Below are 14,115 nucleotides of genomic sequence, written 5' to 3' on the forward strand. Positions count from 1 at the left end.
GCATGAGCACATCGCAGACATGGTCCTCGGTTCCCCCCGAAGGCTCCCCGCAGTCGCCGGTGGGCGGGGCGTACAAGGTCATCGGCTCGGCCCTGACCGTCGTGGTCGTCGGCGGCCTCGCCTGGGGCCTGACCCTGACCGTGATCAAGGCAGTCGCGATCTTCACGAGCTGAAGTCGCTCCCCGCCGAGGCGTGTCGCCGCTGACGGCGCATGACTTCCGCGTCGAGCGCGGCAGGAGACATCCAACGGCCCCGCACCAGACGAACAGTCCGGTGCGGGGCCGTTCGCATTCAGGCGTGCGATCCTCGGCGACCGCCGCCTCTGCCCAATGTCAGCTCACCTCTTGCGCCCGCATTAACTTAAGTGCTTAACTTACTGGCATGGACCTGGCATTCGAACTCCACGATTTCGTGCGCACCCTCGATCGGTGGGCGGAGAAGATCCTCCAGCCCGAGGGACTGAGCTACAACCAGTACGTCGCGCTCGTCATCCTCGGCCAGCATCCGGGCATCACCGGTCGTACCCTCGCCGGCGCCCTCGGCGTCACCGAGGCGGCAGGCAGCGGCATCGTCAAGGTCCTCCTCGGGGCCGGCTACGTCGACAACCTCGCGGCGGCCGGATCGGGCAACCGACGTGAACTCCACCTCACCGAGGTGGGCGCCGAGAAGGCCGCCCACTGCGGTCGCCTCCTCGGCAGCTCGCTCGACGACAACGCGCGCACGATCGGCCTCGACCCCCAGGTCCTCGCGCAGACGATCCGCGATCTCCACGACGAGGTCCGCACCGTGCGCTCTTCCTCTCCCGACAGCTGACGCCGCTGGCCGGTAGCCCACCAACACCCCATCGGCAACCCGCCTCTCCACTCCCACTCGTTCCCAGGAGCACTCATGGCCTTTACCCTCGCCCTCCTCGCCCTCGTCTTCGGCCTCGCCCGCCTCGGCGTGTTCATCGCCCTCCACCTCGTGCCCAGCGAGTACACGATCGTCGGCCACGCCGTCAGCGACTACGCAGTCGGTCCCACCCGGCGCCTCTCGAGCGCCATGACATGGCTGACCGCGATCTTCTGGGCGCTGCTCGCCGCCGCGGTCGCCCTCGGTGTGCCCGACTGGTCCGACGCCACAGGGATCACGATCGCTCTGGCCGCACTCGCAGTGATCTTCATCGTCCTGCCCCTGGCGCCAACCGACCTCGAAGGCGAGAAGGCCACGATGATCGGCCGCATCCACTACGTCCTGGCGATCGCCTGGTTCGCGATCAGCTACGCGTGCATGGGCAACTTCACCCGCCTCTTCACCGCCGAAGGTCCCACGTGGCTGGCCGGCGCACTGGGCGTCATCGCCTGGATCGCCGCCATCTCGCTCGCAGTCAGCGTGCTCGTCCTCATCGTCAAGCGCCTGCGCCCGAAAGTCTTCGGCATCTCCGAACGCATCTTCATCCTCGCGGTCAGCCTCTTCTACCTCGGCGTCGCCGCCGGACTGATGATGCTCACCGCCTGAGGGCAGCCGGCTCCGCCCCGCTCACCCCGCCCCACTTCCCGACCCGAACCCGCCCCGGCCCCTCCGACGTCCCCGAGGCGTACACTCGATCCGTGCCGACGACGAACCCCGAGACCCCACCCCGCAGACGCGGACGCCTCGCATGGGGGTCTATCGTGCGCAACGCGGCCCTCGCCGTCGTCGTCCTCGCCGGACTCTGGCTCGTCGTCAACGTCCACCTGCCCACTCCCCGCGTGCTCCAGGATGAGATCGCCGAGGCGGGCGCGTGGGGCTTCGCCGTCTTCGTCGCCCTCGCCACGGTGGTCGCCGCCACCCCGATCCCGGTGACGATCATCGCCGTCGCCGGTGGGCTCGCGTTCGGTCTGCCGCTGGGGACCCTGCTCACGCTCATCGGCATCGTCCTCGGCGGGTATGCCGGCTACTGGATCGCCCGCGGCCTCGGCCGACCGACGGCGAGGAAGATGCTCGGCTCCCACGCCGAGGCGGTCGAAACCCAACTCCACGGCGGCGGCTTCTACGCGGTGTGCACTCTCAGACTCCTGCCGGGGCTGCCGTACTGGCCGGTCAACTACGGCAGCGGCGCCTTCGGCATCGACAACCGCACGTTCCTCACGGCCGCGACGATCTCCTCGCTGCCGGGTCTGTTCGCCCTCGTCGGCATCGGCGCCTTCATCGGCGACCCGAGCATTCCCAACGGGATCGCCGTCGGTGTCGCCTGGGTCCTCGTCGGCACCCTGACGATCCTCGCCTTCCGCCGGTGGCGAGCGACAACCCGGGAACCTGCCGCCCAGAACGACATCGACGAGCGCGACAACAGAGAGAATCCCGGACCCGTCACCGAGGCGGCCGACGGCTGAGGCCAACCGGACGCCCTGTCGCATTGAGTCAGCGCAACGGCGGGTCCGGCTTCGCCCTACCCGAAGTTCGGCTTGCGGCGCTCCTGGAAGGCGCGGAATCCCTCGGCGTAGTCCGGGGTCTGCCGCGCTGACTCCTGCAGCCTGGCCTCGGCGTCGAGGACCTCGGTGAGGGTCGGCTGTTCGTCGGTGAGCTTCTGGACGAACGACTTCTCCATCGCGTACGCCTCGGCGGGCCCGGAGACGATCCCGTTGAGTTTCTCCTCGACGAAGTCGGCCAGCTCATCTGCGGGAACGGCACGGGAGACGATCCCGGCGGCGGCCGCCTCGGCGCCGGACATGAAGTCACCGGTGACGATGAGATCCATCGTCCGGTGGTAGCCGAGCCGATCGAGGAACACATGGTGGGCGCCGGAATCGAGCATCGCGCCGATCGCGGCGAACGGGGAGCCGAACTTCGCGTTCTCGGCCGCATAGACGATGTCGGCGGCGGCCGCGATCCCGAACCCGAGGCCGAGCGCCGCCCCCTGGACCTGCGCGACGACGGGGATCGGCAGCCCGCGGATCGCCTGGAATACGGGGGTGAACATCTCGGCGAGGAACGCGTACGCATCATCGGTGGCGACGTCGACGGCGGATATGTCACGGCCGGAGCAGAACACCTTGCCCTCGCCGCGGATGAGCATCGCACGGACCCCGGGCACCGCCTCGGCGACCTGGGCGACCGCCTCGGCGAGATCCCGAAGATTGGCGGCGTTGAGCGCATTGCGGGATTCGGGTCCGTCGAGGACGATCTCGGCGATCTGCCCTCGGATGTGCAGGCGGATCTCGGTCATCGCTGCTCCCTCACCACTCGTAGAATCCGCGGCCGGACTTGCGTCCGAGCTCCCCGGCGGCGACCTTGTCGCGCAGGATCTGAGGCGGGGCGAAGCGCGGGCCGAGTTCCCGTTCGAGATGCTCGGCGATGCCCAGGCGCACGTCGAGACCGACGATGTCGGTCGTCTTCAGCGGGCCCGCCGGATGCCGGTAGCCGAGAACCATCGCGGTGTCGATGTCCTCAGCACTGGCCACACCTTCCTCGACCATCCGCATCGCCTCGAGTGCCAGGGCCACGCCGAGGCGGGAGGAGGCGAATCCCGGCGAATCCTGGACCATGATCGGCGTCTTCCCGAGACCGGCGACCCAGTTGGCGGCGGCGGCCACGAGCTCCGGGGAGGTGCGGGAGCCGACGACGATCTCGACGAGATCGGACACCGGCACCGGGTTGAAGAAGTGGAGGCCGATGAGGGCCTGCGGGCGCGGCAGGACGGTGGCGAGCGCGTCGATCGACAATGAGCTCGTATCCGTGCCGATGCTCGCGGCAGGCGCGAACTTCGCGATGTCGGCGAGCACCCGCTGCTTGAGCGCGACGTCCTCGGGGACGGCTTCGATGACGAGCAGCGCCTGGTCGAGCAGGGTCGGATCCCGGTGGACCTCGATGCTGCCGGGCACCGCGACGCCCTTGGCCTCGGACTTCGCGATCGACGCGGCGATGCGTTCGCGGGCGGCGGCCGCCGTGTCCTCGGTGTTCTCGATGACGATGACACGGGCGCCGGCGGTGGCGAAGGCATGCGCGATGCCCGCACCCATCCGACCGCCGCCGTAGACGCCGACCGTGTCGGGGACGTGGGCGAGATCCGCCGCGGCGGTCTCGGGGGATTCCGAAATGGTCGCCGAGGTGGTCGCCCCGGGGGTGGGTATCTCAGGGGATGGTGCGCTCACTGCTCTCCGGTCTCTCTCTTCGCCTGCTTCTTCTCGCGCCGTTTCGCCTCACGCCGGGCGAGGAAGGCGTCCATGCGCGCGAACTTCTCATCGGTCTCGAACAGCACCGCCTGGGCGACGTTGTCGATGAGCGGATGAGCCTCGCGTGGGGCGTGGAACGCCGACTTCGTCAGCCGCACGGCCAGCGGCGCGAAGCTCGCGATCCGATCGGCCAGCGCCTCACCGGCGGCTTCGAGATCCTCGGGGTCGACGACGTCGTTGAGGAGACCGATCGCTCGCGCCTCATCGGCGTTGACGGTGCGGCCGGCCAGGAGGATCTCCTTCGCCCGGGGTTCGCCGACGAGTTCGCGCAGCCGCCACGCGGCCCCGGCGGCGGCGAGGATGCCGAGCCCGGGTTCGGGGTTGCCGATCTTCGTGCTCGGTGTGCCGATGCGGAAGTCGCATGCGAACGCGAGTTCCGCTCCCCCGCCGAGCGCATAGCCCTCGATGAGGCCGATGACGGGCATCGGCAGGTCGAGGATGCGGCTGAAGATCTTCGAGTTGATCCCGGCCAGCGCGTCGTCGCGGCGACGTTCACGCAGCTGCCCGATGTCGGCGCCGGCGGCGAAGGTGCCGCCGGTGCCGGTGAGGATCGCGACCTGCGGGTGCGCTTCGAGTTCGGCGCACACCTCATGGAGCGCCTCGACCATGGTCAGGTCGATCGCGTTGCGCACCTCGGGTCGGTTGAGCCGAATGATCATCCGGTCGGGGCGGCGCTCGATGAGCAGCGGGCCGTCGGTGCCGGCCCCAGTTTCTCCCGCCGAGGCGGTGGATCCAGCGTCCCCCGCCGAGGTGGTGTCGTCCTCCGGTCGCGATCCCTCGCTCATGCGCGTTCCAGCAGAACGGCCGAACCCTGGCCCACGCCCACGCACATCGTCGCGAGTCCCCGCTTCTCATCGGACTGCTCGAGGCGATTGAGGAGGGTCAGCGCGATCCGGGTTCCCGAAGCGCCGAGCGGGTGGCCGAGAGCGATCGCCCCGCCGAACTCATTGACGATGTCCGGGTTGAGGCCGAGGTCCCGGATGCACGCGAGCGACTGCGAGGCGAAGGCCTCGTTGAGCTCGACGGCATCGAGGTCGTCGACGCTCCAGCCGACCCGGGCGAGCGCCTTCTGCGAGGCGGGAACCGGGCCGATGCCCATGATCTCCGGGGGCACACCGGCGCTCGCACCGGCGACGACGCGGGCGCGCGGGCTCAGCCCGTGCTCCTCGGCGTATCGGTCGGAGACGAGGATCGTCACAGCCGCACCGTCGTTGAGCGAGGACGAGTTGCCCGCGGTGATGACGCTGCCCGGCCCGTGGAGGGTGCGCAGCTTCGCGAGCTTCTCCGGGGTCGTGTCCGCTCGCGGTCCTTCGTCGGCGGTGACATCGCCGATGGGCAGGATCTCGGGATCGAACTTCCCCGCGGCCTGCGCGGCGAGGGCCTTCTGGTGGGAGGCGTAGGCGAAGGCGTCGAGCTCTTCGCGGGTCAGTCCCCACTTCTCGGCGACGCGTTCGGCCGTCTGCGGCATCGTCAGGGTGACATTCTCCCCGAACTGCGGATTGGGGAAGCGCCAGCCGATCGAGGTGTCGAAGGTCTTGCCCGGCTTCGCCCACGCCTTCGACGGCTTCTCCGTCACCCAGGGGGCGCGGGTCATCGATTCGACACCGCCGGCGACGACGACGTCGGCATCTCCGGCCGCGATCATCGCCCGGCCCTGGATGATCGAGGTCAGTCCCGAGGCGCAGAGGCGGTTGACGGTGAAGCCGGGGATCGAGTCGGGCAGTCCGGCGAGCAGCACGGCCATGCGGGCGACGTTGCGGTTGTCCTCGCCGGCCTGGTTCGCGGCCCCTATGATGACCTCGTCGATGTCGGCCGGGTCGATGCCCGAGCGGTCGACGACGGCCCCCAGCGTCGTCGCAAGCAGGTCGTCGGGCCGCTGGTCGGCGAGCGCTCCGCCGTAGCGGCCGATCGGGGTGCGCAGTCCGTCAAGGATGAATGCCTCGGGCATGGTGCTCCTTCTTCTCAGGGTCCGACGAGTTCGTCTCTGGCTCCGACGAGGTGGTGCGTGCGGGCTCCGGCCAGTGGAGCCTCGCCGCAATGATCGTAACGTGTATCACTGAATGGGACAGCGGCGGCCCAGGACGCGGGATCCCTCGGTCGCCAGGTCGTGGCCCACCCCTGCCGTGACCGGCCGGTGCCACCCGGGTGCCTACGAGTCGAAGTCGATCGTCACTTCGTCGCTGACCGGGAACGTCTGGCACGTGAGCACGAAGTTCGCGGCCACCTCGGCGTCTTCGAGGGCATAGTTGCGGACCATGTCGACCTCGCCGGCGCACACCTTCGCCCGGCAGGTTCCGCACACCCCGCCCTTGCACGCGAACGGCAGGTCCGAGCGCGACTCCTGAGCGGAGTCGAGGATCGTCTTGCCCTGTGACATCGCCGAGGTGGTCCGCCGTCCGTCGAGGACGACCGTGACCTCGCTGGTGGCCCCCTCGAGGACCTTGTCGGCGTGGACGACCTCGGGTGGGGGTTCGTCGACGTAGAAGAGCTCGAAGTGGACCTTGGCCTTGTCGACACCGAGTTCGTCGAGGACGGTGCGGGCGTCGGAGAGCATCCCGAAGGGCCCGCACAGCCACACGTGGTCGATGTCGGTCACGGGCACGAGGACGGAGAGCAGCTCCCGCAGCTTCTCCGCGTCGAGGCGGCCGGAGAAGAGCTCGACCTCGCGGGGTTCGCGGGAGAGGACGTGGATGAGGTCGAGCTGCTGGTTGCGCGCGTCCTTGAGGTCGGCGAGCTCCTCGGCGAACATCACGGTGTTCGTCGTCCGGTTGCCGTAGAGGAGGGTGAGGGAGGCCTCGGGGTTGGCGAGCACGGTCGTCGCGATCGAGAGCATCGGGGTGATCCCGGAGCCGGCGGCGATGCACAGGTGCCTCCCGCCGAGGCTCGCATCGGCCTGGAAGCTGCCGCTGGGCGGCTGCACCTCGATCGTCTCACCGGGGCGGACGTCGCGGACGAGCCAGCGGGAGAAGAGGCCGTCGGGGATCTCGCGGACCCCGATGCGCGGGTCGGTGCCCGCGGGTGCGCAGATCGAGTAGGTGCGGCGGTGTTCGACGCCGTCGATGATGCGTCGCAGGGTCAGCGACTGTCCCGCTGCGAAGTCGAAGAGTTCGCCGAGGTGGTCGGGCACGTCGAAGGTCACCGCGGCCGAATCCTCGGTGAGGTGCTCGACCGACTTCACCGTCAGCGGGTGGAATCCGGTCCTCTCGGCGGTCTGGCCGGCGCCCGTCTCGAGCGTCTCGGTCATCTCAGATCTCCTTCACGTGTTCGAACGGTTCGAGGCAGTCGCGGCACTGGTACATGGCCTTGCACGCGGTGGGCCCGAACTCCGAGGTCAGGGTAACGTTGCCGGAGCCGCACAGGGTGCACACGATCGCGCGGCGGGTCGGCATGAGGGTGAGTGCGACCGGGCCGGTGCGGGTGGGAGCCTGCCCGGGCGGGGAGATCCCGGCGCCCGAGAGGGCGGCCCGACCCTCCTCGGTGATCCAGTCGCTCGACCAGGCGGGGGTGAGCGAGACGCGGACCTCGGCGTCGGGGAAGCCGGATTCCGCGAGCTCCCGTTGGAGGTCATCGCGCATCGTCGCCATCGCCGGGCAGCCCGAGTAGGTGGGGGTGATCGTCGTGACGACGTGGCCGTCCTCGATCGTGACATCGCGCAGCACGCCGAGGTCGACGAGCGTGAGCATCGGCATCTCCGGGTCGGTCACCCGGGCGGCGGCGGCACGGGCCCGGTCGACCGCCTCGGCGGGGGTCTCCAGGGTCGCGTTCATCACCACTGGCCTTCCGGGTGGGCGCGGGCGACGACCTGCATCTCGGCGAGCATGCGGGACAGGGCTTCGGTGTGGAGGCCATCGCGGCCCTTCTTCCCGCGCACCCCGGCGAGCGCGCCCGCCGCGGGGCGGTCGATGCCGGAGGCGGCGAAGACCTGGTCGAGGATGACCCCGGCCTCGTCCTCGACGGTGGCAGGGTCGACGCCGATGCCGGCGGCGGCCACGTCGGCCTCGACCTCGTGGGTCTCGAAGAGCTCGGCCCACAGCGGCCACAGGCCGTTCAGTGCGGTGAGCAGGCGGGTGCGGGACTCCTCGGTGCCGCGGGCGAGGGTGAGGACCCAGCGGGCGGCGAAGTCGCGGTGGTAGGACATCTCCTTGACGCCCTTGGCGGCGATCGCTGCGAGCACGGTGTCGCGGCTGGTCACCAGGCGTTCGAAGAGGGCGAGGCGCCAGGTGGAGAAGATGAGGATCTTCGCGACCGCCTCGGCGAAGTCGCCGTTGGGCACCTCGGCGAGGCGGACGTTGCGGAAGTCGAAGTCCTCGCGGAAGTAGGCGAGCCGGTCCTCATCGGGCACCGGGGAGCCTGCGGGCAGCTCGGGCACGAGCGTCGGATCCGCGGCGGCGGCGCGGGCGAGGAGGAGGCGGGCCTGGCCGAGGAGGTCGAGGGAGATGTTCGCGAGCGCGATGTCCTCTTCGAGGTCGGGGGCCCGCGAGCACCATTCGGCGATGCGCTGGGAGAAGACGAGGGCGTCGTCGCCGAGCATGAGGCAGTACTGGGCGAGCGCGCTCGGGTCGACCCCGTCGGGCACGGTCGTGTCGACGCCGGCCAGGGGGTCCTCGAAGTCGGTGCCGAAGGCCCAGTGGGCGTCGTTGACGAGCAGGCCGGAGTAGGCGTTGTCGTGCTCGTCGTGGTCGACGGTCGTCCCGGCTTCGTCGTGCTCGACGTGGACCTTCGGCGCGTTGTCGGTCGGCTTGCCCGCCGAGGCGGTGTTCGGGTTCGTCATGTGATCCTCAGTCCTCACATGTGGGGGACATCGTCGGGGATGTCGTAGAAGGTAGGGTGACGGTAGACCTTGTCGCCGCTGGGGGCGAACATCGGGTCCTTCTCGTCGGGGCTCGAGGCGGTGATGTCCGAGGAGCGGACCACCCAGATGCTCACGCCTTCGTTGCGGCGGGTGTAGACGTCACGGGCGTGCCGGATTGCGAGCTGGTCGTCGGGGGCGTGGAGTGAGCCGACGTGGACGTGGTTGAGGCCGCGCTTGCCGCGGACGAAGACCTCGTAGAGGGGCCATTCGCCGCGTGGAGCTGCGGGGGCCGCGTCGGGGGTGTTCGTGTCGGGGGTGGATTCAGTCATTTCGCGGCCTCCTCGGCGGTGGGCCCCGCCTGGTCGGGAACGTCGGTGTCAGCGGGGGCGGCGGCCTCCTCGGCGGACTTCTCTGCGAAGGCGAGCGCAGCCTCACGGACCCACGCCCCCTCATCCCATGCGCGCTTGCGGTGGGCGATGCGCTGCTCGTTGCAGGGGCCGTTGCCCTTGACGACGGCCCAGAACTCGTCCCAGTCGGGGGTGGAGAAGTCGTAGTGGCCGCGCTCCTCGTTCCACTTGAGGTTCTCGTCGGGGAACGTCACGCCGAGCGCCTCGGCCTGCGGGATCGACATGTCGACGAACTTCTGGCGCAGCTCGTCGTTCGTGTGGGTCTTGATGCCCCACTCCATCGACTGCGCGGTGTTCGGCGAGTCGTCGTCGGGGGGTCCGAACATCATCAGCGCCGGCCACCAGAAACGGTTGACCGATTCCTGGACCATGGCCCGCTGTTCGTCGGTGCCGCGCATCATCGTCATGAGCAGTTCGAAGCCCTGCCGCTGGTGGAAGGACTCCTCTTTGCACACGCGGATCATTGCGCGGCCGTAGGGGCCGAAGGAGGTGCGGCACAGGGGGACCTGGTTGCAGATCGCGGCCCCGTCGACGAGCCAGCCGATCGTGCCGACGTCGGTGTAGGACAGGGTCGGGTAGTTGAAGATCGAGGAGTACTTCTGCTTGCCGGCGATGAGCTTCTCGGTGAGTTCGTTGCGGCTGGCCCCGAGCGTCTCGGCGGCCGAGTAGAGGTAGAGGCCGTGTCCGGCTTCGTCCTGGACCTTCGCGAGCAGGATCGCCTTGCGGCGCAGCGAGGGGGCGCGGGAGATCCAGTTGCCCTCGGGCTGCATGCCGATGATCTCCGAGTGCGCGTGCTGCGCGACCTGTCGGATGAGGGTCTTGCGGTAGGCCTCGGGCATCCAGTCGCGCGGTTCGATCCGGTCCTTCGACTCGATCGTGGCCTGGAACTGGTCCTCGAGCTGTGCTTCGGTTGTCATGATCACTCCACCCCGGGCGACGTCGCCCGCCCCGGCATCCACTGACCGTTGGTCAGTCACTGCCTGCCCGTCATTTACTGACCGTTTGTTCTGTAAAGTTCTCCACAAGTGTGGCACACCCCACGCCGAGGCGCAATGTCCGGGGGCGGCGGTTGCCGGGGGGCGGAGTGCATCACCGGCAGGGAGCGCACGGCGGCAACCGTCTCGGCGCGTCTATCATCGGACCATGAGCGGCAGCGCGGCCCCTTCCGACGATGACCCTCGCACGCCGACGTCCGCATCGTCCGGTGCGCGCTCCGACCTGCCCGGCCGCGCCCGCCCAGGCCGCAACCGCTTCGGCACAGCGCTGACGATCACGATCCTCGGGATCGCGGCCCTGAGCATCGGCGTGCTCCTGCCGAATCCGTTCCTCTTCGTGCCCGGCTCGCTGGCCGTGGGCCTCGGAACCGGGTTGGTCGTCCACGCGATCACGGGGCGCAGAGCCGCCTCGGCGGGGACCGTCTTCGTCCTCGCAGTCGTTCTCCTCGCCGCACCCGCGGTCGGGAAGTCCACCGTCACCGGCTCATCTGTCGCGTGGACCGCCGCGGTCGCCGGCGACGACTTCACGGTCGTCGACGGCCGGATCTTCACCTTCGCCTACTCCGCACGCGACGGACGGACCCAGAGATCGGTGCGGATGCTCGATCCGGACGACGGCTCGGTCGTCCGGTCATGGTCCGCCGAGGCGCTCCAGAAGCCCAGCATCACCGGCGACGGCGGGGTCGTCTTCACATCTGCGGCGGTGAGCACACAGGCCTCGGCGACGACGATCACGATGTTCGACGCAAGCGGTCGGCGTCTGTGGGCGACCCCGGTGAGCGTGGAGGTCAACGCAGACATCGTGGTCACTGCGGCGGCCGGGGGCGCGGCCAACGTCGTCACCTGCCCGCGCACGCAGTCAGGCAGCGACCGGCAGGGGTGTCGATTGCTGACGATCGATGCGACGGGGGCGGTCGTCGACGACCGAGGCGTCGGCTTCGAATGGGATCGCAGAGACGGGACGAGCTGGTCCGACCTGCCCGGTCGCGCACTGCCGCAGGCCACGCTCGTCACCGACGGTCGCACCGGGATCGACATGTACTCCCCGGCCGCAGTCGGCCCCCTGACGACGATCCCCTTCGCAGAGACCGTGGAGGACTTCGGTTCCCGCTTCGCAGGCGATGCCCTCATCACCGCCGAACGCCGAGGTGACCAAGGGTGCCGGGTCGTCGCCCGGTCGGTCGTCACGGGCGCTCAGGTGTGGTCTGCCGATGTCGCGTGCACTCCGATGACGGACATGCGCCTGTGGGCGACGACCGACGACGGCGGCCCGCTCTACCTCAGACTCGACGAACTCGATGAGCGGACGGTCTCTGTGCTCGCCCTCGATCCGTCCACTGGGGAGCTCACCCGCATCGCCGAGGCGGCCTATCGCAGCCGTGGACCGCATCCTCCGGGGACCGACGACCTCGTCCGTGAGGCCACGGCCGGACGCTTCGTCGTCACGGCCACCGGCGGCCGGCTGACGTCGACGGCGGTCTGGGGAGCAGGCGCAGCGAGAGGCGGTGGCTCGGTGGGCGGTAGCACGGTGACGGTCACCGTGCCGGGGATCGTCGATCTGCCCGCAGTGGCCGGGGGCGACGTGCTCGCCGTTATCTCCGACACATCGGGTGGGCGCCAACCGTGGCTCACCGCGCACAATCCCTACCTCTTCTCGCGGTGGTTCGACAGCCTCGGCGAGGATGCCGGATCGACGTCGTCGGAATCCCGACCCCCCGGGCCGCAGTACCTCACCGTGATCGACGCGACGACCGGCAAGGAGCGCTCTTCGACCCTGTTCACCTCGCCTATCACGTACTTCACCGTCCTGCCGGGTGGGCAGACCTTCGCCGCGACCGAGGACGGGAAGATACGGGTCGTCAGCTAGGGCAACGGCCCAGCTCACACATGGGGATATTCGAGGAGAGTGAGAAAACCTTCCCGAACAGGTCACTAACCGTCATTCCGCGTCAATGGCGGGTGGGGACTTCAAACTACTTCTGGTTTTGACCGTGGAGTTCCATGATGAAAGGATTGCTTCGCTTAAAATGAAGTGAACTCTGCACATCGCACGGAGGTACGGACGGTGAACGGTCGTAGGTCGACGGTGGATTCTCTCGTCGGCGGCACTCGAAGGAGGATGGCCGATCTCCTCAATGACAGACAGAAGCTCTGGCTGTCCGAAGTCCGCCACGGAGAAGCCGAATGGCAGCACAGGATCCGGACGACGATCCGACCCGGGACGAATTCGGTCACAGGAGCAGTGTCCGAGCACGCTCATGACTGCCTCGCCGCCCGCGAGGACAATCTCGCCGAGATCCGCCGGAGACTGAGACTCGCCGGTGTCGAATTCGTCGAACTGCCGCGCAGGTCACGTGAACAGACCCGACTGGTCATCCCCCAGTCCCGATTGAGGCGCACGCTCAGCGCACTGTCGTCGTTGGACGCCGACGAAGGCTGGAGCAGGGAATACCGCGATCGCCACTCGTCGACGCTGAGCCTGCGCAAGGTGCGTCGCGATCCGCAGGAGATCGCCGCCATCGTCTGCCGCAGAAGGGCAACGGCACCTGACGGACGTGTGCTGAGCACCGAATCGGAGAACGTCGTCATCGAAGCGTGGTCCGCGCTCGGACCCAGAGAGCCGCGAGTGGACGGCTCGACTCATCTGCCGGGGACGCTGCATCGGGTTCTCTCCCAGCCCCGCACCCTGGTCGAGTACTTCACCCCCGAGCACTGGGAAGCATCGGTTGCCAACGGCAATCTCACCCTGCTGCCGGATGCCCCTGATCTCTACGAGGTTCCCGCGCCCGTCGACCTCGTCTACACGTGGGTCAATGGGTCGGATCCCGCGTGGCAGCTGAAGAAGCTGGAAGCGCAGGCTGCGTTGAGCGGAATGACCATCAACAAGTCCGCGCTCTCCGAATCCCGGTTCGCCGACCGCAACGAGCTTCTCTATTCGCTCCGCTCGGTCGAATCGTACGCAAGCTGGGCCAACCACATCTACCTCGTCACCGATGCACAGGTCCCCGAGTGGCTCAACGTCGACCACCCCAAGCTCACGGTCATCGACCACCGCGACATCTTCACCGATCAGGACAGCCTGCCGGTGTTCAACTCCCACGCGATCGAGTCACAGCTCCACCACATTCCGGGGCTGAGCGAGAACTACCTCTACATGAATGACGACCTGTTCTTCATGCGTCCCACCGAACCGGACCTCTTCTTCACCGGCAGCGGACTCTCCAGGTTCTTCCCGTCGACGGCCCCGCTCGACCTTGCCGATCCGAGCGCACGCGACATGCCGGTGCTCTCGGCGGCCAAGCACGGCCGCCAGTTCATGCTCGATGAGCACGGTCGTCGGGTCGGGAACAAGTTCAAGCACACGCCTCACCCCCAGCTGCGCTCCGTCATGGAGGATTTCGAGGCAACGCACCAGGACATGTTCGACGCGGTCGCGCGCTCGAAGTTCCGGCATCCTGACGACTATTCGATCGCCTCGGCGCTCTATCATTTCCATGCCTACGCGCAGGGCAAGGCCATCGATTCGCCGATCCGCTACGCCTACATGGACATCTCGCGGCCCGACGCGGAGCTCTATACGCGCAGGCTGCTGCGGCGAACCGACCTCGATGTCCTCTGCCTCAACGACACGGACTCGTCGCCGGAGTCCCAGGAACGGCTCGACGAGATCGTCTCGTGGTTCCTCAACGAGAAGTTCCCCCTGCCGAGCTCTTTCGAGAAGTAAAGGC

15 protein-coding genes are annotated in these 14,115 nt (G+C 68.5%); 6 read left to right on the forward strand and 9 right to left on the reverse strand.

Annotated features, from left to right (window positions below; all coding sequences use genetic code 11):
* Window positions 1-2: 2 nt before the first annotated feature.
* From EZE58_RS08720 to EZE58_RS08735, 4 genes are all read left to right on the forward strand, one after another.
* Entirely contained in the window at window positions 3-173 is a 171-nt protein-coding gene (locus EZE58_RS08720; RefSeq protein WP_164672063.1) for a hypothetical protein, read from the forward strand.
* Between the two features lie 208 nt (window positions 174-381).
* On the forward strand, window positions 382-813 hold the full coding sequence (locus EZE58_RS08725; protein WP_009380178.1) for a MarR family transcriptional regulator: 432 nt from the start codon (window positions 382-384) through the stop codon (window positions 811-813).
* Between the two features lie 75 nt (window positions 814-888).
* Window positions 889-1,497: a DUF998 domain-containing protein gene (locus EZE58_RS08730; RefSeq protein WP_009380180.1), complete on the forward strand. Its 609-nt coding sequence runs from the start codon at window positions 889-891 to the stop codon at window positions 1,495-1,497.
* Between the two features lie 92 nt (window positions 1,498-1,589).
* Complete coding sequence (locus EZE58_RS08735) at window positions 1,590-2,354, forward strand: TVP38/TMEM64 family protein (protein WP_259863928.1); 765 nt, start codon at window positions 1,590-1,592, stop codon at window positions 2,352-2,354.
* Window positions 2,355-2,410: 56 nt separating this feature from the next.
* Here the strand turns inward: EZE58_RS08735 and EZE58_RS08740 are convergent, their stop codons facing one another.
* From EZE58_RS08740 to paaA, 9 genes are all read right to left on the reverse strand, one after another.
* Window positions 2,411-3,187 carry an enoyl-CoA hydratase-related protein gene (locus tag EZE58_RS08740; protein ID WP_009380184.1) on the reverse strand — a complete coding sequence of 259 codons (777 nt, stop codon included), beginning with the start codon at window positions 3,185-3,187 and terminating at the stop codon, window positions 2,411-2,413.
* Between the two features lie 10 nt (window positions 3,188-3,197).
* A complete protein-coding gene (locus EZE58_RS08745; RefSeq protein ID WP_205618383.1) occupies window positions 3,198-4,058 on the reverse strand; it encodes a 3-hydroxyacyl-CoA dehydrogenase family protein in 861 nt (286 codons plus the stop codon).
* A 50-nt stretch (window positions 4,059-4,108) separates the two neighbouring features.
* Window positions 4,109-4,852 carry an enoyl-CoA hydratase/isomerase family protein gene (locus EZE58_RS08750; protein WP_051995608.1) on the reverse strand — a complete coding sequence of 248 codons (744 nt, stop codon included), beginning with the start codon at window positions 4,850-4,852 and terminating at the stop codon, window positions 4,109-4,111.
* A gap of 122 nt (window positions 4,853-4,974) precedes the next feature.
* Window positions 4,975-6,141, reverse strand: coding sequence for a thiolase family protein (locus tag EZE58_RS08755; RefSeq protein WP_009380191.1), 1,167 nt, complete (start codon window positions 6,139-6,141; stop codon window positions 4,975-4,977).
* 201 nt (window positions 6,142-6,342) lie between these two features.
* Window positions 6,343-7,437, reverse strand: coding sequence for a 1,2-phenylacetyl-CoA epoxidase subunit PaaE (gene paaE / locus EZE58_RS08760; protein ID WP_009380193.1), 1,095 nt, complete (start codon window positions 7,435-7,437; stop codon window positions 6,343-6,345).
* A gap of 1 nt (window position 7,438) precedes the next feature.
* Window positions 7,439-7,960 carry a 1,2-phenylacetyl-CoA epoxidase subunit PaaD gene (gene paaD / locus EZE58_RS08765; RefSeq protein ID WP_009380195.1) on the reverse strand — a complete coding sequence of 174 codons (522 nt, stop codon included), beginning with the start codon at window positions 7,958-7,960 and terminating at the stop codon, window positions 7,439-7,441.
* On the reverse strand, window positions 7,960-8,964 hold the full coding sequence (gene paaC / locus EZE58_RS08770) for a 1,2-phenylacetyl-CoA epoxidase subunit PaaC (protein ID WP_009380197.1): 1,005 nt from the start codon (window positions 8,962-8,964) through the stop codon (window positions 7,960-7,962). Before paaC ends, paaD begins: the two co-directional genes overlap by 1 nt.
* A gap of 14 nt (window positions 8,965-8,978) precedes the next feature.
* Window positions 8,979-9,314: a 1,2-phenylacetyl-CoA epoxidase subunit PaaB gene (gene paaB, locus EZE58_RS08775; protein ID WP_009380199.1), complete on the reverse strand. Its 336-nt coding sequence runs from the start codon at window positions 9,312-9,314 to the stop codon at window positions 8,979-8,981.
* Window positions 9,311-10,309 carry a 1,2-phenylacetyl-CoA epoxidase subunit PaaA gene (gene paaA / locus EZE58_RS08780; protein ID WP_009380201.1) on the reverse strand — a complete coding sequence of 333 codons (999 nt, stop codon included), beginning with the start codon at window positions 10,307-10,309 and terminating at the stop codon, window positions 9,311-9,313. The genes paaB and paaA overlap by 4 nt, the downstream gene beginning before the upstream one ends.
* A 226-nt stretch (window positions 10,310-10,535) precedes the next feature.
* Here paaA and EZE58_RS08785 point away from each other — a divergent pair, with 226 nt between their 5' ends.
* Both EZE58_RS08785 and EZE58_RS08790 read left to right on the forward strand, forming a co-directional pair.
* Window positions 10,536-12,254 carry a hypothetical protein gene (locus tag EZE58_RS08785; protein WP_009380203.1) on the forward strand — a complete coding sequence of 573 codons (1,719 nt, stop codon included), beginning with the start codon at window positions 10,536-10,538 and terminating at the stop codon, window positions 12,252-12,254.
* Between the two features lie 252 nt (window positions 12,255-12,506).
* Window positions 12,507-14,111, forward strand: a complete 1,605-nt coding sequence (locus tag EZE58_RS08790; protein WP_009380205.1) for a stealth family protein — start codon at window positions 12,507-12,509, stop codon at window positions 14,109-14,111.
* Window positions 14,112-14,115: the final 4 nt, after the last annotated feature.

It is taken from the genome of Brevibacterium sp. LS14 (assembly GCF_012027885.1).
Taxonomy (GTDB): domain Bacteria; phylum Actinomycetota; class Actinomycetes; order Actinomycetales; family Brevibacteriaceae; genus Brevibacterium; species Brevibacterium casei.